Here is a 20288-nt window from a genome sequence, read left to right as displayed (position 1 = left end):
TGGTCAAAAGGCAGAATGCTATCGCATCTGACCCTTTGACTTTTTATTCAACGTTGCTCTTCGTACTTGAATCCGCCCTATTTTTAGTAAAAACAATGGGGAGTATATTGTTTTGAGCCAGAAAGGAGTTTTCTGAAGCTTTAACTCATAGTGCTTTGACGACTAGCCTAAGCTAAATTACCTAGCCTCATGTTCTGGCTTCCACAGCGCAGGCAGTTCGCCTGATTTACGTCCCTTGAGAATTGCTGCATTGACCCTGTTAATGATATCGCCATCATTTTGCAATCCATTGGTGAAGTGGATGTCATCAATCAAGAAGGGTCTGCTTAAAACTTTGATGCTGAATGTCGTCTGCTCAGCCATACGGATGTTTTTATCCCTGAGGTAGTTGTTCAGTTCCGTTTCCAATTCTTTGGGATTGGCGGTTCTGGAATTAAATAGCATCACATCCATACGACCGGACAATAACTTTTTTAATCTGGAACTAGTTTGCGGCTGATCTTCTTCTACTTTGAACAAGCGATTTCTTTTGCTATCGATCTCGTCACCAAACCGTATTCCTCTGACGATGCCGACAGACTTGCCTTTCAGGTCTTCGACAGAATTGAATTTGAGTGCCGAATCACTGCGCACAATGACCCAAATAAAGTCGGAGAAGATGGGAATGGAGTAACGCATTTCGCTCAGTCGCTCCGAGGTTTTGGACAGGCCAAACGCCAATCCTTCGCCCGCTTTGACATTCTCTACCAGACGAGAGAGCGGATAGCGTTTTATGTCAAAGTGGATGCCTAAAGTACGCTCAAAATAGTCAAGGATTTTTTGATTCTCTGGGCGAATCGAAGCAATCTCACCGTTTTCATCCCGAGTTTCAGCAATCAACAACGGTATATTTTGCACATTAAACGCGCTGGACAAAATCGCCGACGCCGCAATCCCGGTCGATAGCATCAATAACGAAAATAAAAAGAAGCTACGCATCCTTTTGCTGACTGACATAAAGATAAGCTTCCTAGAAGAGCGGTATTTTGAACCGGATTCAAAAATACTTGTTTGTAACGGCCTTGCACAATATTGTTACCGTATCATAATAATGATAATGGATCGCGTGTAATTCAAGACTTCTTTAAATGTAAGCCATTGTTATATGGCGCGATCTATGCTTTATGTATAGTGCATCTATTGCAAAATCCATTCATAATCAGTTCATACTATATTAATGTAGTGATCTGTATAAGTGGCCTGTACTAAGTGATCTGTACTCAGCGAACGGAAATTAACCGTAGTTCGCTGCCAGGGTTGGTTTTGTGCAAAACGCTTTTATTTCATAGTGAGCGATGATGTCAGGACAACGTGAACAACTTCCTTTGGGATCAGATTTACCCAAACGAGGACGCAATAGATCAAAAGAGGAAATTATTCTCTTGATGTTGTGCGCACTCAGTATCCCGAGTATTTTTCCGTTCGGGATAGTTCGCCTGTTGCAACATAATTGGGTGCTCGCCGCCGTAGATCTAACAATTGTGGTCGGCATGGCGTGCGTCTTTCTGTATGTATTTAATACGGGTCGAGTGCGCTGGGCTAGTATTTTCGTCACGATTTTTTACTCTTCAGGCATGCTCGCGGTTATTTTTATAAGGGGTGCACCGCTAGTGTATTGGGTCTATCCGACCATGATCGCTGCTTATTTATGCTGAAAGCTCACGAGGCCTTGCTGATCAATACAGTGTCTCTGATTGCTATGTTGTTTGCTTTATACGGTCAGATGGAGCTGATTAATTTGTCTAGCATCGCCATCACGATTATCCTCATTAATTTGTTCTCGACGATTTTTTCGTACCGCACTAATCTCCAGCATAAAGAATTAAATCAGCAGGCTGAACGCGATTTTTTGACTGGTGTCGGTAATCGCCGTGCACTTGATCGCCGTTTAGCGAAATTGGCTGATCCTAAAAATATGCAGCCGGAATCTTGTCTACTTTTATTTGATTTAGATCATTTTAAGAACGTGAATGATCAGTTTGGCCATATTGTCGGCGATCAGGTTTTGGTTCGATTGTGCGAATTAATTTGCACCAGAATTCGCACGACAGACTCAGTATTTCGCTATGGCGGTGAGGAGTTTGTCGTGATTGCAGTCGGCGCTAATTTACAAGCTGCAAGCAAGCTGGCAGAAGAGTTGAGGGCGCTGATTCAGAATGCGCCTTTACTGATTAATTTTCCGATTACGGTGTCGATTGGTGTTGCAAAAATTACGCCGGCAGAGACCGGATCGTCCTGGTTTCAGCGTGCTGATGCGATGTTATATGAGGCCAAGCAAGCTGGGCGAAATACGGTGCGTGTAGCCTCTGATTAAATTAATCAAGTAACTGATTATCCATACGCGATGTAAGGGGTGGCAGAGTGGTTGGTGCTACAACCAATCACGAAATTTAATTAAAGCCTTGAATTTGTATTCCGCTTACTTATTTATACTGGTAGTCAGTAATTATTAGTCGTCCATATATTAATTGGTGGATAAGACATATTTCTTAATTTATCTGAGGAGTATGTATTTTTTTTGAACTTTGTAATTATTATTCTCCTATTTTTTGTGCTTTGACTATTCATTTTAAATTTGAACATATCCCCCGATCGATTGTTGGAAAATAATAATCTGGCAATTACATTCTGTTACTTTTTAATATAGTTAAGAAACATCTTTACCGTATCTTTTCGAGCATGATTAGTGAGCGTAATTCATCCTGAAAAGGATGTCCGTACGATCAGCTTAGGTTTGATGGGAGAGTGAAGATGACACGGTTCAAAAAAGGAATCTTATTTCTCGTGGGCTTGGTGTCATTCACCACAGCCGTTGGTGACGATGTCACAGATCAGCTACAGACGGCGTTCAAGGGGGATGCTCTGGCTGACATCAGCACATTGACGCAATATGCCAAAAAAGGTGATCCGCAGGCGCAGACCAGGCTTGGTGTTATCTACTTCCAGGGCAAAGGCGTAGAGCAAAACTATCAGCAGGCTTCTTACTGGTTTGCACAGGCGGCGGCGCGTGGTCATGCGGGTGCGCAGACCAATTTGGGTTTGATGTATAGCAATGCTTTGGGTGTGCCCCAGAATCAACAAACCGCGGCGTACTGGTATCAAAAAGCCGCAGTGCAAGGCTACACGGCTGCCTACCTGAATCTTGGAATTTTATATTCTGAAAATGATGATGCTGACGACGGCGTCAAACAGGATTTAAGCAAAGCGCTGGCATCTTATAAAAAAGCCGCTTACCAAGGCAACCCGCATGCGCAGTACCGCTTAGGTGCCATGTATGCCAACGGCACAGGCGTGTTACATGATGACAAGCGCGCAGTATATTGGTACGCCAAAGCAGCACAGCAAGGCTTGGCAAGTGCAAGATTTAATTTGGGTTTGAAATATCTAAACGGTGAGGGCGTTTCTCAAGACACGCTGGAAGGATACAAATTAATGTTGCTTGCCAGTATCGATTTCGGTAAAAAAGAAATGGATAGTCGCGATCTTGTCAGTGAGGGATCAACTCGGGAATTGATTGATGACACCCAACGTCTGTCAGAAATGTGGCCTGTGAATATGGATGTTGTATTTGATGCGCCATCAGAAGAGGCTTTAGTCGCCTCCAATTCAAGCGACTGATTTGAGTTCGCGATTTGAGCTCACAATTTGCGTCCGTGATTGCGTATAACTCTTCTTAATGCATCTCGCTTGCGATAAATAGGTAAGTGGCTTAAGTAGTTTCTACAGGTTTTGGTGGATGCTATTAAATTTTCTTAGCTCCTTTTTCGTATCTTTCTGATTATCGGGCACGATAAAACCCTAATCGCTTGATATTCCAGCGCAAATTTCGTCCTCTCGCGTTGTTGCTGACATTCTGGTCTGCGTTTTATCAAATTTACTTTCAAATAGTTTCTTATTGGATCTAGCGAGTCCATGCTTAAGACGCTATAAAAATTCAGTAAAGATAATTTTATTTATCATCTTGTCTTCTCTATCTGATCACTTATTATTTATCTCATAAAAGATGCGCATAAAAATATAAAAATAATTGGCTTGCGGCAATTTATTTGTAAAAAAAAGTGCATAATCAACTCAATTAAATTCCATACGGCAATAAATTGCAATGCATAAGGCCTTGCGTCGTGATGGAAATCTGATCGCTAACGTCAGATAGAAATGAGGATGCCATGAGATTACTTAACGCCATCAAAGCTCTGATAGTAATTATTGTGACTTTGCAAATGCCTTTGTTATACGCACAAAGTGCCACTTTTAAAATCAATACCAGCTTAGAGAAAAAGTCGATCAGTCCGCTGATTTATGGCTATAACGCTTATGCTGACGGTACCAATCGAACAGGCTGGAATAATCAAGGTGGGCAGGCTGCGTTACAAAGTTTGAATCTGGCATCGCGTCGCTTAGGTGGCAATTCGATGACTAGTTTCAACTGGGAAAACGGCGTCAGTAATTCTGGCGACGACTGGTGCAATTCATCTAATGCAGGAGTAAGTGCGGCGACCGGCGCAGGTGATCCTTCGTAAACTTCAGGCTTGGCCTACTACACTCCCGGCGCCGGATTGACTAATTTCCATGATCAATCGCTGACATTAAATACCTATTCTCTTTTACAGTTGCCAGCAGCTGGCAAACTACCCAAAGACATTACCAATTTGTATCCACCTGCGATTTGTAAAGGATCTGGTTTATGGCAAAACACCGCCGGGCCTTCAAATATCGATACCGCGCGCTGGTTAGATATCGTCAACGACAAACCGACGACGACCGGCGCTTTATCTACATCGCCCAGTCTTGCAGATAATGTTGTTTATATCGACGAAGAATTGAATTTTTTAATCCAGCAATATGGCAATGCGGCGAATAGTCGCGGCATCAAAGGCTATGAGTTGGATAATGAGCCAGACCTCTGGCACCACTGGGCCGATGTCAATAATGGTAGCGGTACGCACTACAATCTGTATCCCAATTTGACGACGGTTGGCGATATTTTTCAACGAAACATTGCACTTGCCACGACGGTTAAACGTATGGATGCAACAGCACAAACCTATGGCCCGGCGCTTAGTGGTTATTTAGGATTATTCAGCTTATGGGCAGTGTGGGACGGGGTGCAATCACATCAGCCAGCCGATTGGGCCAACTACAACGTAGAACCATTTGCGACCAACAATACGGGCGATCGTTATCGCTACAACGGCATGACCTTAGCAAATGCCTACCTGTCCGGCATGAAGCAGGCATCGCAGGCAGCTAATCAACGATTGCTGGATGTTTTCTCTTTTCACTACTACCCACAAGCCTCGTATACCCCGATAGACCGGGTACAAGCAGCGCGTAGTTTGTGGGATGCTAATTATGTAGAGCCAACCTGGATCACTCAGACCGGTAACGGTTTTACCGATGGACGTGGTTTGCAAATCGTACCCAAACTTAAACAAGCAATTGCTGATTTTTATCCCGATACTAAATTGGCGATTACAGAATATGATTTTGGTGGACGGGACGATATTAGCGGCGCGATTGCACAAGCAGATGCACTTGGCATATTTGGTAAACAAGGCTTATATCTGGCGACTTATTTTGGTGATGCGGAAGGATTTATTGCATCGGGTTTTAAAATTTTCCGTAATTACGACGGCAATAAATCGGTTTTCCCAGAAATCTCAGTACAGGCAATTTCTAGTAATAACGCCAATGGCGCAGTATATGCAGCGGTCAGCGCAGCAGACCCAAATACTTTACACATTATCGCCATCAATCGTTTGGCGACGAGCTTAAGTACCAGTTTTCAGATTACTAATCCGACGAGTTTCAAGACGGCACAAGTTTGGGGTGTCAGTGGCACCAACACCGCCATCACCGCCCGGACCGGTGTTAGTAACATCGCTTCAAATAAATTCAGCTATCGTTTGCCTGCCAGCTCGGTGATGCATTTTGTATTGACGCCTTGAAATTGTTTGCGTTACCAATCAGTTTTTTTTCAATTAGGGCTTACGCACAATTGTCCCGTCGAGGAGCTGCAACACAGCTAGGGCGGTTTTGAGTAAGTTCTGTCAATCATATTTGATTGAATCAGTCCTTATCCCAATACCCCAAACGCTGCATCCAAGCAGCGATATCTTGCTGATTATCGTCGCCGGTTTGATATAAGGATTGCTTCGCACCTTTGATGTCGTCTTTGATTCTGTGTTGACCGAGTTTGAATTTTCCTTCCAGCTTTTCTACCTTGATACGGAATGCGACGATGCCTTTTAACAGGCCGTCTCTTGCAGCCGTGGGCATGTCATCAAAGCGAGTTTGGAAGTCTGGTTCGTGATGCTGAATTAATTTGCCAAGTACCGCTAATTTGCTATCAGCATCATGCAGTGTCTGCGCAGTGCCAGTGGCATGTACCGCGATGTAATCCCAAGTCGGTACCCGATTGCCGGGTTGGTATAAAGAGGGCGAAACGTAGGTGTGCGGACCATGAAAAATCGCTAGCATAGCCGTACCAGCTTCTATGGCTTTCCATTGTGGATTTGGTAGCGCAAGATGGCCGTCGATGATGATTTGTCCCTCGTATTCTTCCGCCAGCACCGGCACATGGCTGGCAAACGGCACGCCATCTACATTGCAGACCAGGCTGACAAAGTTATAGCGGCGCATGACTTCTAGTAACAAAGCCGGATCGTTTTGCTGGAAGTGGGTTGGCAGATACATTGTCCGCTTTCTATGAAGGTTCTAATTTGGGGGATCAACGTTGCCTCCGTTGATCATAGTTATTCAGTTAGATTTAGCTAAATATCAATATACTCCCGAATTTATTTTAAAAAAATGCTTAATTGTCCATAGATTATATAGACAATTAAAATATACTAACGGCGAGTATATTTTTATTCGCAGGTGAAAATACAAAAAGCATTGAGGGGGAATGATCGCTAAAATCGAGTTCAATTTAGCTTAATTTATCCCCTCAACGCTCTCGATCAAACCCTTGGCAGTCTCTTTTTTTTACTCGCTGCGGATATCTTTTTTACGGCTTATTTTTTCAACTGAACCAGCACTTCGGTCAGCATGGCGATCATCTGATCCAGCTCTGCAATACTGACATTGAGCGCAGGCATAAAACGTAGTAAATCCGGGCGCGGCGAGTTTAGCAGTAAGCCGACGGGCTCCATATTTCGTGCAATTTCGACGATTTTTGGTCCGATATCAGAACCCAATTTTAGCGCGCGCAACAAGCCTTCACCACGTTCGCCTTGCATCCCAAACTGTTCTGACAATTTGAGCAACGCTGTACTAAGATAAGCCGCTTTTTCATTGACCGATTCCATAAAGCCTGGCGCTAATAATTCTTTGATGACTGCAACGCCGACAGCGGTCATCAGTGGATTGCCGTTGTAAGTGCCGCCTTGATCGCCTGGTACAAAACAAGCGACTTCTTCGCGGCATAATAAAGCAGCTAATGGCACGCCACCGCCGATACCTTTACCCAAGGTCATGATGTCCGGTTCAATATTCGATAACTGATAGCCGAATAATTTTCCAGTACGCCCCATCCCTGATTGCACTTCATCAACGATCAACAAAATATTGTGCTGCTTGGTTAAAGCACCTAGCGCTTGCATAAACTCGCGGCTGGCAGGGATGACGCCGCCTTCGCCTTGCACAGGTTCCAGCATCACGGCGACTGTTTTGTCGGTGATGAGTTTTTCTACCGAGGCGATATCGTTTAAATCGGCTTTTGGAAAACCAGTGACTTGTGGGGCGAACATGGTGTCCCAACCTGGCTTGCCAGAGGCCGACATCGTGGCCAAAGTGCGACCGTGGAAGCCATGATCAAAGGTGATGATTTCGAAGGCGCCATTTTTATTATTTTTGCCCCATTTGCGCGCTAGTTTGATCGCGCCTTCATTTGCTTCTGCACCACTGTTGGCGAAGAAGACGCGGTCGAAGCATGAGTTTGCTGTCAGCAGCGTGGCCAGTTCTATCATCGGCGCATTGTAAAAAGCCGGTGATGGATTCAACAGTTTTTTGGACTGTGCGACCAGCGCATCCTGTATGCATTGTGGTGAATGACCAAGACAGTTAACCGCCCAGCCTTGCAGATAATCCAGATAACGTTTGCCCTTGTGATCTGTCAGCCACATACCGCTGCCTTCGGTAAAAACCAGCTCCGGGCGCGGTGTGATGTACATGAGGGCATTGACGTTGTACTGACTGAATTCCATGTTAAAACTCCTGATGATGGTAGAGGGTAGGGCGTTGATCGAGTAGATAAAAAATAAGACAGATAAGCAAAAGCGACAAAAATAAATCGAAAAAAAAGCCACAGGTAAGAGCCTGTGGCTTTGGTTGGTGGTGCGCTTTATCGGACGCGCACGCTCACTAACACATCTACCCGGGCTCGCAGAGCGAGAATCGACGTCGCGCGATATTTGGTGAAGACATATTAGGAAAATTTTTCATAAAACGGATAGTAGGACGTTTTGCGCACTGCGTCAAAATATTTTTCAGCTTATAGATCAGCTTATAGATCAGCTTATGGATCAGCTTATGGATCAGCTTATGGATTAGCTTATGAGGCAGCACATTTCTCCGCATCCTCCTCAGCTCTCCAAATCGGCTTCCGACGTGAACGAATCCGCATAGAACTCGTCTTCCGGCAACTGGCACAACTGTACAAAATCGCGTTTCGCAGAATCCACCACTATAGGTGCACCGCAGGCGTACACCTGGTAGCCAGACAAGTCCGTGTGATCTGCGATAACTGCCTGATGCACAAAGCCGGTACGGCCTGTCCAGCTGTCTTCTGGCAAAGCGTCTGATACCACTGGTACATAAGTGAAGTGAGGGATGGTGCTTGCCCATTCCTCGCACAATGTGTTCATGTACAAATCCTGTGGACGACGGCCACCCCAGTACAGCGTCACCGGACGAGTGGATTTGCTGTAAATCATATGTTCGACCAGCGCTTTGATCGGTGCGAAACCGGTACCAGAAGCCAGTAACACGATGGGCTTGTCTGAATCCTCACGCAGGAAGAAAGTGCCTTGCGGACCTTCAAAGCGCAGAATGTCGCGCTCTTTCAAGGTGCCAAATACCTGATCAGTAAATAATCCGCCGGGCATATGACGTACATGCAAAGTAATCTGTTCATCCAGATGAGGAGCATTTGCCATGCTGTAGCTGCGGCGCTTGCCATCGCGCAGCAAAAATTCAATATATTGACCAGCACGATATTGCAGGCGCTCATTGGCCGGTAATTGCAGTGCAATTAACATCACATCGTCGGATAATTTTTCTAGCTTCGCAACGCGGCTTGGCATTTTTTTCAGCGGATAGTCACCGCTAGAGGCAATAACCCGTGCTTCGATAATGACATCAGAATCAGGGCGGGCGCAGCAAAATAACGACATACCTTCTGCTTCTTCCGCATCCGATAAGGCTCTTTGCTGATGGTTGCCGTGGGTTACACTACCGCTGCTAATTTTGCCTTTACAGGAGCCGCAGGCGCCATTTTTACAGCCATAAGGTAAGCCAACGCCGGCGCGCAGCGCTGCCGCCAGGATGGTTTCGCCTTCATCGCAGCTGAATTGGCTGCCGCTTGGATTTACAGTTACTTGAAAAGTCATACAGTTCCGGACAAATAAAATGAAACAAAAAAATGAATGAAAAAACGAATTTTGTGTGGCGAACTTGATGCGATGAACTTAGCGGGTCATTTCATCGCGTGCAATTTTAAATAATGAATCTATAACGATAAATCTATGGCAACAAATCTATGACAACGAATAACAAGCAACTAGGCAAGCCGCGCTTACTGATTTTTGGCTGCGGTGATGTTGGCATGCGTCTCCTGCCCCTATTGCGTGAACGCTTCCGCATTTTTGCTGTGACCAGTCAGCCGGCAAGACATGCCGAATTGCGGGCCGCCGGTGCCATTCCGATCACCGCTAACCTGGATCAGCCGCATACCTTGGCACGTCTAAAGGGGCTGGCGCAAATGGTTGTCCATTTGGCACCGCCGCGATCAGAAGGTGAAGCTGATATCCGAACCCGAAATTTGACCGCCATTTTACCCGACAAGAGTCGCCTTGTTTATGTCAGTACGACTGGCGTGTATGGCGATTGTCAAGGTGCACAGTTTAATGAAACCCGCCCAGTCGCACCACAAAACGCCCGTGCCCGTCGTCGTGTGGCTGCAGAGCAGTGCTTAAGACAGTGGGCCAGGCGCAGCCAATCCAGCTTATCTATTTTGCGAGTACCAGGGATTTATGCAGCAGATCGCCTGCCGCTTGATCGCTTAAAAAAAGGCACGCCAGCGCTGCAAGCATCAGATGATGTGTACACCAACCATATCCATGCGGACGATCTGGCGATGCTGATCAAGCTGGCCTTATTTCGCGCAAGTTCTAATCGTGTTTATCACACCGTTGACGACAGCGATATGAAGATGGCTGATTACTTTGATCTGGTCGCAGATGCGTTTGATTTGCCGCACCCGCCGCGCTTGCCACGCTCTGAGCTAGCGCAACAGGTGACACCAATGCTGCTGTCGTTTATGTCGGAGTCGCGTCGCATGTTAAATCAGCGCATCAAAGCAGAACTGGGCATGCGTTTGCTTTATCCGACGGTTGAGCAGGGGATTCTGTCAGCTAAAACTGTTATTTGAGTAGAAAATGGGGAGTATATGGGTAAATATAAGGTATTCCCCATATTTTTATTGGACATAAAAATATACTTGTGGTGAGTATATTTTTATGAGTTAGTGTTGATCAGAATCTGAAATAGCGGATAAATTGTTTCAAAATATTATTTCTTGTTCTTAAAACCCGCTATTGGCGGGTTTTTGTTTACACTTATGGTTAGAGCAGGCGTTTAGCCTCCAATATTTTTAAAACCAAACTCAATAGGGAATCTATAAATGCATTACCGTTTAATCTGCAAAAATGAAAAAGATGAACCGACTAAAACCGTAGAAGCAGGTGACGATTATCTGGCCGCTGTTAATAAAGGCGCTGGCTTGCGTCATGAATTGAATGCGCCTTACCAGATTGATCTAGTTTCGGTAACGCATGATGGTCAAGAACATAAACTGGCGCAATTAGGTGGTTTTACCTCGCTTTAATTCAGTCGCATTCATGTTGTGATGTTGTGATGCGGTTGGCACCCGGTCGCCATCTACCAACATTGAATACTTCTTAGAAAGTCAAAATGGTCAATCGGGAGCTAGTCTGTTGCTCTTGTTGACCAATTTTTTTGCCTCGCAGTTTTGCCCTGCATCACGAATCACCCAATAAAAGAACTCTATGCGTAATTTCATTCTCTGTATTTTCGTGACGTTGATCTTTTTAAATTGTTCTTTGGCAAAAGCACAAGAAAGCGTCCCGACAGCCCAAGAGCACTCTGTCGCAGAGGAATCTAAAACAATACGCAAACATCGCTTGAAAAAGTTGATAGAGCACCTGTCGATTGATAGCGATACCTTGCATCGTCAGTGCCGTTATGAGTCCGAGATTGCCGCCACGCCGCCACATAAAACAGTCGTGCTGACCTTTGATGATGGCCCTGATCCAGAGCAAACTAAATACATACTTTCTGTGCTGGAAAAATATAATGTGCCCGGTAGTTTCTTCATGATTGGAGAAAAAGCGCAGGCGCATCCTGATCTAGTCAGTCTGGTACAGGCATCGACGCATGCAATGATCGGCGTGCATTCATGGAGTCATCCCAATTTTCACGACATCTCTGTCGCCGAGCAAACTACAGAAGTAGAGAAGAGTGTGGCCTTGTTCTCTAAAGCGACGCCGCAAAAATTCTTCCGCTACCCCTATGGCAACTCAACTTGCGATTCCAATCAATTAGTGAAGTCCTTAGATTATAAAATCGTAGGATGGCATGTTGATTCCTGCGACTGGGCTTTTGATCACAAAGGCGTTGTAGATTTAAAAGAGGCACTGAGTTGCGGCGTTCTCCCGCAAAACTGAGAAAACTTTTTAGAGCATGTACTATCATCAGTCCGTACCCATGGTGGCGGTATTATTCTGATGCATGAGATTCATCCCAATACCATCAGACAATTAGATAAGATCGTCGCTACTTTGCAGGCGGAGGGTTTTACATTTGGTCGATTGACTGATGTCGATTTTGAAAAGATGTTGCCTTAAAAAGCGGGTAGGGGCATGGTGACCGAAACCTATCAACGTGCATCTATTTAGGTAGTTCAGTATTTCAGTCAAAATAATAAAGACGGGAGACCTCCAATGGATCAGTATCAAAATGCGGTTGCGACGGTGTTACAAAAGGAGTTTGCGACCATTTCAGAACTGATTCAATTGCATGCAGTATATCGGCCGCAGCATTTGGCCTATATTCAGAATGCTCAAACGCTGACATATCAAGAGCTCGACCAGATGATGGATCTAGTCGTTAAATCGTTGCAGCGCAACCAGATACAAGCTGGCGACGCGATCGCGATTTGCGCCTCGACCTCATTCGACTATGTCATCGTATTTTTAGGCGCGCTGAGAGCGGGTGTAGTTGTTGCACCGCTGGCACCATCGACTACAGCAGAAGGTTTGCTGTCGATGATCACTGATGCTGATGCGAGCATCGTTTTTTTGGATCAGGATATGACTCTGGAGATGGCATCCGTCCTTGATCAGATCAATGTGCCCATTATTTCTGTCGGTTCTGTTGCAAAGAATTCTCTGGTGAGCTGGCTGGCACCTTCCATCATTGACGACAGTCCCGTTAACGCACCAGATATTCGGCCTGATTCCGCGTTCAATATTATTTATTCGTCAGGAACGACAGGCAAACCTAAGGGTATCGTTCAACCTTACGCGATGCGTTGGGCGCATGTACAGCGAGGCCAATTTAGCGGCTATAGTGCAGATACTGTGACTTTGCTATCGACCCCGCTGTATTCAAATACTACGCTGGTCAGTTTTTTTGCCACGGTGGCAATGGGCGGAACAAGCATTTTAATGGCGAAGTTTGACGTAAAAACATATCTCTCTTTGGCGCAGCAGTACCGGGTTACACACACCATGCTCGTGCCAGTACAGTACCAGCGTCTAATGGCGTATCCTGATTTTGATCAGCACGATTTGTCGTCATATCGGTTTAAGTTCTCAACCAGCGCGCCATTTTCTGCCGCGCTGAAAAAAGATGTGCTGGTCCGCTGGCCTGGTGGTTTAACTGAGTTATATGGCATGACCGAAGGTGGCGGCACTTGTATGCTGCTGGCGCATCAGTATCCAGCCAAGCTGCATACCGTGGGACAGCCTGCTCCCGGTAGCGAGTTTCGGATTATTGATGAGCAAGGTCAGCCATTACCGGTCGGGCAGCAGGGTGAAATCGTCGGACGCTCTATGGGTATGATGTCCGGTTATCACAAATTGCCAGAGAAGACAGCTGAGACAGAATGGTATGACGCTGATGGTGTACGCTTTATTCGGACCGGTGATGTTGGCCGGTTTGATGAAGACGGTTTCTTAACGTTAATGGATCGTAAAAAAGATATGATCATTTCAGGTGGCTTCAACATCTACCCGAGCGATATAGAGGCGATTCTATCTCAGCATCCAGATGTTGCTGATCTCGCGGTAGTCGGAGTTCCTTCCTCTCAATGGGGAGAAACTCCCATAGCCTTTGTAGTGGTCAATAGCACTAATGTGACGGCAGCCGAGATTTTGTCCTGGGCAAATACCCGACTAGGAAAAATGCAGCGCCTTGCTCATGTCGAAGTTGTCGTTTCTTTGCCGCGAATTCCGATAGGAAAAATTCTGAAACGAGAGCTACGCGACCAATATCAGAACCACTCCGGTTTGGGATAAGCTTGTGCCTTAAAAGGTGGACGTTAATACAGAAATAACAAAGGAGACTTCAATGCAGCAAGCAACGAAACAGGCCATTATTTATACGGTCGACGACGGCATCGCAACCTTGACTTTGAACCGGCCATCACAAAAAAATGCGCTTGATATGACGATGCGAAACGAGATCGCCGATGTCATGTCGGCTATTCGTCATGATCGTCATATCAAGTCCTTGATTATTACTGGAGCAGGAGGCGCTTTTTGTTCTGGCGGCGACATTCGTACAATGGATGCTGACGGTACCGCAGAAGACGGGCGCGGCAGAATGGCAGAGCTACACCTCTGGCTGGAGGAGTTGATTACATTAGATCGTCCTGTGATTGCGGCGGTAGACGGTGCCGCCTACGGTGCTGGATTTGGACTGGCATTAGCAGCAGATTTTATTATAGCTACCCCAAGAGCACGATTTTGCCTTGCCTTCTTACGTTTAGGTCTGATACCCGATTGCGGCGTTTTTTATACTTTACCGCGCATCGTCGGATTACAAAGAGCAAAAGAATTGGCATTTTCTGCCAGAGAAATCACTGCTGAAGAAGCTAAGAAAATGGGAATCGTCTTTGAGATACAGCCAGAAGAAAAATTAGCTGAGCGTGCGCATGAAATGGCACACAGTTTTACCCAGGGATCACAAACAGCCATCAGCCTGACCAAGCGCGCGATGAACGCATCACTAGGAAGTAACTTGACGACGATGTTAGAAATGGAAGCAACAGGTCAAGGCCTAGCGCGTTCCACAAGCTATCATCGTGACGCTGTTAAACGGTTTTTGAGCAAGCAAGCGTTAGCGTTTAAATGGCCTGGCATTTAGAAAATTTAGGAAAAATTTAATAAGCTAACTTGCACAGACCAGTTTTTTAAGTCTGACATGCGCTTTGGGAAGTGGGGTCAGGCATCAATTTTTTGCGATGCAGATGCCGCCCAACTTGCGTATAAAGTAGGTATTGCTGTTAGAAGCAACATCAAATAAAAACTAATAGCAATCATAGATCGCATCAATGTCGCGCCTGACCAATCTCTTAATACAGTCAGTCCGACTAACATCCAAATACCTAAAAATGCGACGGCGCTGATCGTTGCAAACGTAGCGAAATACGCATTCCGCCGTATCATTAAATCATGCTCATTAAGTGCATCGGCTGGGTTGAGTGCTTGTTTAACCGGCCCATAGACAGGTAGAAAATTCGCTACCGAAAAACTCATCATCAGACCTGCATAGGCAAACCAATATTTTTCGGGAAAAAGCAAAATCATTGCTAAGGAAATGGATCCCGATAAAATAACTATTAATGGTAAAAAACGCATATTGCGGCGTCGAACGCCGCGTTCAGCGAGTCTGGGTATTCCGGTCCATTGAAGCAATTTATCCAGATTTCCAGACAAGCTTTGATTTTTGTAAGCTGACATTAAAATTCTCCGTAAAAACTTTATTTGAGATGAGCAAACTGCATTAATTAAGACATGAATTTGTTTTACTTACACCCAAGCGTTTGCACCGACGTTTTACAGGGGATATAGCGATTTCTAATTTGAACATACTGGCCATCGGCAATCATGCTTTCCAGCGCTGTATTGAAGCGACTGACAAAAGCAGCATCAATCGTCTTATTGCTAAAGGCGATCATCGCTGGATCGTCAGAAACGATGACCGCGCTTCTAACGATCTCGGTACTCAAATGTAATTGTTGTAACTCGATCAGGCCAGTCACTTCATCGGCGATGACGCCATTGATACGACCGACATGCAACATTTTCCAGCCATTAGTGCGGTTATAAATTGGATTTAGATGCGTTAAAAATGCCGGGTTTTTTGACAGCACATCAAATTGCGGACTATAAGAGACATCAACCTGCGTTCCTAGTTTGAAGTCAGTTTTGATGATGTCCTCAAGATTCTTTAATGGATATTTCTTTAGCGAAGACTTCGCAACAAACAAGACATTAGGCGAGCGGTTAATCACCCTTGAAAAAAGCGCAAAGCGGTCGCGTTGTTCCGTTTTCAAAGCGCCTGGCAAGACATCTAATCTTCCAGCTTCTAGTTCCGCCAAGGCACGCGCCCGTGGGAGCTCAACAAACTTGGCCGTACAACCCATTCTTTCTAGTGCAGTTTTCACTATATCTACGTAATAACCGACGACGACACCGCCTGCATTCTTTGATGAATAAGGTTTATCGTCATCCCAGCGCACCGTTTTTTCACAAGCTGAGATATCAGAGGGTGCCGATAACAAGGCAAGGATACCGCAAATAAATACAAAAGAATTCCGGACGGTGGAGGTGGGATTTTTATTTCTTGATTTGGAGATGCGTCCGATAATGGTGAGTAACATTTTTAACCAGAATTTCGCCAGATGAGGTTTTGTCTAGCTGTATTTGACCAGAAAACAAATTTTAAGCTGATTGGAGTTATTGGCTATTGGTTGATGCTACTCAGGGACAGGAGCTAGAGCCGCTATATGAATACACTCATCAGGCACTGGCATCAAACAAGCTACCAATAGAGGCACTGCCCTGGACATTGGCTGCTACAACTTTAAGAAAGCTCTGCAAAGACGTTTGGCTGGGGTTGCCGCCACTAGATGTGATCAGGTCATTAAATGATTGTTGCAAGCTCTGTAACGACGATGAACTGCCAGAGCCGCTGGCACCAAACAAATCGCCGCTACTGCTAGCGCTGCTGCCGTTATCAAGTTGCGTAATCAAGTTTTGGATGCTGGTTTGTAATTTAAATGTTGCACTCGTTGAATCCAACTGCACGACTGCAGGCGTTTGGCTAGCGGAACTACCAGATCCATTTGACCCGTTCAGCAAATCTGTCAGAGAACTCGATGACGACGTCGTGGACGAAGACAAGCCAGGCAACGATCCCAATAAGTTACTCAAAAAATCAGAAGACGATTGCTGAGAACTGTCTGAAGAACCAAACAAAGCACTGATACTAGAGCCTGCATTAAACTGCGATAGCGACAATTGCAAAGCTGCTGCCAGACTACTGCTGTTAAAACCGTTAGCAGATGTTGCAGCAGTTTGACTTGTATTACCTGATGCAGCGGCTGTCGAATTGATGGTATTAACATCGGCATTATTTACAGTAGATAAAGTAGTCCCAGCATTAGCTAAAGTGGATGTCAAACTGCTTACGCCTTGATAGCTGTTAGTCCCTACTGATGAAATTGACATACATGCTCCAAAATTGACGTACTACAGAATTGATTTAATTTGCCAGATCATCGAAAACCTTGGCAAGAGCGATGGCAAAAAACAGCACAAAAAACAATAGCAGATGATAACTCCAATGTTTTTAAATTCGTCTTGCCAGTTAATATTGCTGGTTAATATTGCAGCCCTAGTTTCCTAAAACCACGAATTTCATTCTCTACGACAACGCAAGCTATTGCAATGTCACTTTGAAAACTTCAGTGTAACTCGCTGTAACAACTTGATTTGTTTAGAGCTGATTGAGGTGCAGACTGTAAATTAATCGAGAAAAGTTGTTTCTATCGCATCTGTATGCCGCATTTATAATTACAAGCTTGAACTTTTCTTCCTCAGATAGATTGCTTACTTCAACCTAAACAAGATTGCAGATGTCTTCAATGTTACGCGGTTTCTTCCGACATTTATTTGCTTGTTTCCATAAACCTATCCTCTATGTCAGCATCACCATCGCCTTGTGCAGCCCATCGATTGCCAGTGCAGGTGCGCTCAACGCCGCCAATCTGGGTTTTGAAGAATGGCAGGCTGGGCAAAACCTACCCACTTCTTGGAACCTGATGGTACAAACCCACACTGTCAGTGCCGATTGCCAGATCGCCAAAGAGGGAAAATGCTCACTCAAATTAGAGAGCAACCCGCAGACGCAAACAGCAATCATGACCGTCGTCGCCCAAACACTAGATGCGAGCAGGGCAGACGGCCACCCCTTATATTTGTCTGGCTGGATCAAGACCAAAGACCTTCGTAATGGGCGTGCGGTGCTGATATTTCAAGTCAATGGTCAAGCTCAAAAGGTCTTTGCTAACGCCATACTTGGCGAACAAGGCCCGACAGGTACGAACGACTGGCAACGCTTTGAGATTCAAGTCCCCGTGCCGGGTAACGCGGCAGTCATCTATGTTGGTATCGGACTTTCAGGCACCGGCACAGCCTGGTTTGATGACCTAAAACTAGAGATCGATGAAAGCATCAAGATAGCCGATGTCGCAGACGTACGCCGACCAGCACCACCACAAAAATCCATGCAATTAGTGGACGAGCAAAGCATGGTTTTGCCAGAGAGCCTTATGCTAGAAATAAGTTCACAAATAAGGTCACAAAGAAGGTCACAAACAACGCCGGAATGGCAAATGGGCATAAGGCAAAGTTCGCACGGCCTACGCTCTTTGTTTAGTGATGATTTTAGCGATCTACAGTTCCTCAAGCCGCTGCTAAAAGATAAGCGCATTGTGCAACTTGGTGAGAGCGCACATGGTGTTGCCGAATTCAATTGGATGAAAATCAGGCTGATTAAATTTTTACACCAAGAGATGGGTTTTGATGTGATCGCTATGGAAGCATCGATGACGACCAGTCATGCAATCAACGCCAATATTGCTAGCATGTCTGCGGTTGACGCCATGACCACCAGTCAGTTCGGCACCATAGGAACGAAAGAGACACTCGGTCTGTTTGAATACCTAAAACAAAGCCGCACAGAAAATCATCCTCTTCAACTCGCGGGTTTTGATATTCAAAACTCAGGCTGGAAATCTAGCGCCATTATTTCAGCCAGATTTAAAACGATGTTGAACCTGCTTGAAGATCATTCTGAACTTACTACCGAGACGAAGTTCGCCAGACAAATAGATCATCTAGAGCAGGAGCTCAATCTTCTATACAACACCCAGCAAGCCACCATGTCGGCTAGCCAGTTAGCAATGCACTACAGCGCGATTGCAGACGAACTCAATAGAGGGCGGACAAAACTCTTGGCAAACGATGCCAACACACTGGCAGAAGTGGATATGACAATACAGGAAGCCAGATCAAGAGTCGCGTTGTGCAATCAACTTGCATACGTAACTTCAAATAAAAAAAATATGGAAATCCGCGATCAGGCCATGGCAGACAATTTGAATTTTTTACTGGATAAGGTTTATCCGCAAAAGAAGTTCATCGTATGGGCACATAACACCCACGTCGTTAATAACTGGGTAAGCAAAGAAAGCCCTAAAACCATGGGCGTCTGGATGGCAGAAAAACGCCGAAAAGAGATGTACACCATAGGACTGTATATGGGGCGAGGCGTACTCGGCAGCTATGCCCAAGAAACCTATTCAGAAATCCCATCACCACCCGTAGACAGCTTAGAAAGCATACTGGCCAATGGCGCTCTTAAAATGAATTTTGTTGACTTCTCACAAGCCAAAGCAGATACCGCGCATAGCTGGATGTCTACTCCCGTCAACGCCAGATTTTGGGGTGGCAATCCAGAAAAAATTATTCCTAACAAAGCCTACGATGCGGTCATTTATATTGATAGCGTAACGCCTTCGTTCTATATGAAATAGGCGAAGAGGATCAGACAAATAGGAAAAACGATTGAACCGATGATTTAAAAATAATTGGCCGTATATTTTTCAAATCTCAATTTAATACGGCCAATAGCTGATTTGATGTAATGAGTTATTTTACGCCAACAGAATCAGCCACCGCATAGCTGGCTGATTTCGTCACGATTGATCACGAATATACAGAAAATCAATATACTCCCCTAAAATATTTATAAATATGCCTGATTGTCCAAGTAATAATTGGACAATAAAAATATACATGGTGAGAGTATATCGTCAGGCAGGAACGGAAAAAAACACCTGGTAGGGTGCGCCATGCACACCTGTCATACGAACAAGGTCGCAATAATTGATATCGCGAACAAGCAACTGTAGGCAAGGCGTACTGCATAAAAGACCGAGCAAAAATTAAAAATATACCCCGTCAGGATTCTTGTTTGTCGTCGCTGTCGTCACGTTGACGTAACCAAAAATGAATACGCTTTTTTTTATTCGTCGCAGGAGTAGATTGCTCCTGCCGCGCTTTGGTCGCAGGCGGCGGGGCAATCGGCAGAGGGAAGCCAAGAAAAACCATCACGATCAATATTGGTAATACGAGGTAAAACAGCGGCCTCTTCCAATGCAATTTTTGTTTCATCATGTCCTAGACATGATGATGTGAATATGGAAGACAAGGTAGGCGAGCTAAATTACAACAAGTTATTTTGGTGATTTGGTAGGGCGTAGAGCGCGCCATACGCACCGCACTTACGCAAACTATACGAGCTTCTTGCAAAATACCCAAACCAGTAAAGTCGAGCATGGGTGTGGCCACTGTTGCGATTGGTTTTCTTGTTTG

The 20288-nt window shown here is 45.2% G+C and carries 19 protein-coding genes; 11 read left to right on the top strand and 8 right to left on the bottom strand.

Annotated elements, in window-relative coordinates; translation table 11 throughout:
* Window positions 1-177: 177 nt before the first annotated feature.
* Window positions 178-996, bottom strand: coding sequence for a transporter substrate-binding domain-containing protein (locus QN395_RS19550; RefSeq protein WP_322119155.1), 819 nt, complete (start codon window positions 994-996; stop codon window positions 178-180).
* Between the two features lie 338 nt (window positions 997-1334).
* On the opposite strand from QN395_RS19550, the gene QN395_RS19545 reads away from it, so the two are divergent.
* The 5 genes from QN395_RS19545 (at window position 1335) to QN395_RS19525 (ending at window position 5987) form a co-directional block, all read left to right on the top strand.
* A complete protein-coding gene (locus QN395_RS19545) occupies window positions 1335-1694 on the top strand; it encodes a hypothetical protein (protein ID WP_323492946.1) in 360 nt (119 codons plus the stop codon).
* Window positions 1688-2353, top strand: a complete 666-nt coding sequence (locus QN395_RS19540; protein WP_322119153.1) for a GGDEF domain-containing protein — start codon at window positions 1688-1690, stop codon at window positions 2351-2353. The genes QN395_RS19545 and QN395_RS19540 overlap by 7 nt, the downstream gene beginning before the upstream one ends.
* Window positions 2354-2790: 437 nt before the next feature.
* Window positions 2791-3657, top strand: coding sequence for a tetratricopeptide repeat protein (locus QN395_RS19535; RefSeq protein WP_322119152.1), 867 nt, complete (start codon window positions 2791-2793; stop codon window positions 3655-3657).
* Window positions 3658-4205: 548 nt separating this feature from the next.
* Complete coding sequence (locus QN395_RS19530) at window positions 4206-4559, top strand: hypothetical protein (RefSeq protein ID WP_322119151.1); 354 nt, start codon at window positions 4206-4208, stop codon at window positions 4557-4559.
* A 36-nt stretch (window positions 4560-4595) separates the two neighbouring features.
* Window positions 4596-5987, top strand: coding sequence for a glycoside hydrolase family 44 protein (locus QN395_RS19525; protein ID WP_323493126.1), 1392 nt, complete (start codon window positions 4596-4598; stop codon window positions 5985-5987).
* A gap of 121 nt (window positions 5988-6108) precedes the next feature.
* Here the strand turns inward: QN395_RS19525 and QN395_RS19520 are convergent, their stop codons facing one another.
* The 3 genes from QN395_RS19520 to QN395_RS19510 form a co-directional block, all read right to left on the bottom strand.
* Complete coding sequence (locus QN395_RS19520; protein WP_322119149.1) at window positions 6109-6735, bottom strand: FMN-binding negative transcriptional regulator; 627 nt, start codon at window positions 6733-6735, stop codon at window positions 6109-6111.
* Window positions 6736-7055: 320 nt separating this feature from the next.
* Complete coding sequence (locus QN395_RS19515) at window positions 7056-8246, bottom strand: acetylornithine transaminase (protein ID WP_322119148.1); 1191 nt, start codon at window positions 8244-8246, stop codon at window positions 7056-7058.
* A gap of 378 nt (window positions 8247-8624) precedes the next feature.
* Complete coding sequence (locus tag QN395_RS19510; RefSeq protein ID WP_322119147.1) at window positions 8625-9650, bottom strand: CDP-6-deoxy-delta-3,4-glucoseen reductase; 1026 nt, start codon at window positions 9648-9650, stop codon at window positions 8625-8627.
* A gap of 149 nt (window positions 9651-9799) precedes the next feature.
* On the opposite strand from QN395_RS19510, the gene QN395_RS19505 reads away from it, so the two are divergent.
* From QN395_RS19505 to QN395_RS19485, 5 genes are all read left to right on the top strand, one after another.
* Entirely contained in the window at window positions 9800-10690 is an 891-nt protein-coding gene (locus QN395_RS19505; RefSeq protein ID WP_322119146.1) for an NAD-dependent epimerase/dehydratase family protein, read from the top strand.
* 252 nt (window positions 10691-10942) lie between these two features.
* Entirely contained in the window at window positions 10943-11146 is a 204-nt protein-coding gene (locus tag QN395_RS19500) for a hypothetical protein (RefSeq protein ID WP_322119145.1), read from the top strand.
* 181 nt (window positions 11147-11327) lie between these two features.
* Window positions 11328-12005 (top strand): polysaccharide deacetylase family protein, encoded by a 678-nt coding sequence (locus QN395_RS19495; RefSeq protein WP_323492811.1) that lies wholly within the window; start codon window positions 11328-11330, stop codon window positions 12003-12005.
* 276 nt (window positions 12006-12281) lie between these two features.
* Window positions 12282-13859: a class I adenylate-forming enzyme family protein gene (locus QN395_RS19490; protein ID WP_323492812.1), complete on the top strand. Its 1578-nt coding sequence runs from the start codon at window positions 12282-12284 to the stop codon at window positions 13857-13859.
* A gap of 52 nt (window positions 13860-13911) precedes the next feature.
* A complete protein-coding gene (locus tag QN395_RS19485) occupies window positions 13912-14709 on the top strand; it encodes an enoyl-CoA hydratase/isomerase family protein (protein ID WP_323492813.1) in 798 nt (265 codons plus the stop codon).
* A 77-nt stretch (window positions 14710-14786) separates the two neighbouring features.
* On the opposite strand, the gene QN395_RS19480 is transcribed toward QN395_RS19485, so the two are convergent.
* The 3 genes from QN395_RS19480 to QN395_RS19470 all read right to left on the bottom strand — a co-directional run bounded on the left by QN395_RS19480 (window position 14787) and on the right by QN395_RS19470 (window position 17078).
* Window positions 14787-15203 (bottom strand): hypothetical protein, encoded by a 417-nt coding sequence (locus QN395_RS19480; RefSeq protein ID WP_322119141.1) that lies wholly within the window; start codon window positions 15201-15203, stop codon window positions 14787-14789.
* Between the two features lie 167 nt (window positions 15204-15370).
* Window positions 15371-16228 (bottom strand): substrate-binding periplasmic protein, encoded by an 858-nt coding sequence (locus QN395_RS19475; RefSeq protein WP_323492815.1) that lies wholly within the window; start codon window positions 16226-16228, stop codon window positions 15371-15373.
* A gap of 139 nt (window positions 16229-16367) precedes the next feature.
* On the bottom strand, window positions 16368-17078 hold the full coding sequence (locus QN395_RS19470) for a hypothetical protein (RefSeq protein ID WP_322119139.1): 711 nt from the start codon (window positions 17076-17078) through the stop codon (window positions 16368-16370).
* A gap of 407 nt (window positions 17079-17485) precedes the next feature.
* Between QN395_RS19470 and QN395_RS19465 the strand changes: the two genes are divergently transcribed.
* Window positions 17486-19447, top strand: a complete 1962-nt coding sequence (locus QN395_RS19465; protein ID WP_323492816.1) for an erythromycin esterase family protein — start codon at window positions 17486-17488, stop codon at window positions 19445-19447.
* A 427-nt stretch (window positions 19448-19874) separates the two neighbouring features.
* Here the strand turns inward: QN395_RS19465 and QN395_RS19460 are convergent, their stop codons facing one another.
* Window positions 19875-20090: a hypothetical protein gene (locus tag QN395_RS19460; RefSeq protein WP_323492817.1), complete on the bottom strand. Its 216-nt coding sequence runs from the start codon at window positions 20088-20090 to the stop codon at window positions 19875-19877.
* Window positions 20091-20288 lie beyond the last annotated feature (198 nt).

Source organism: Undibacterium sp. RTI2.2, from assembly GCF_035018705.1.
Lineage (GTDB): Bacteria > Pseudomonadota > Gammaproteobacteria > Burkholderiales > Burkholderiaceae_D > Undibacterium.
The sequence above is the reverse complement of the archived record's forward strand: the minus strand, read 5'-3'. Positions and strand labels throughout refer to the sequence as shown.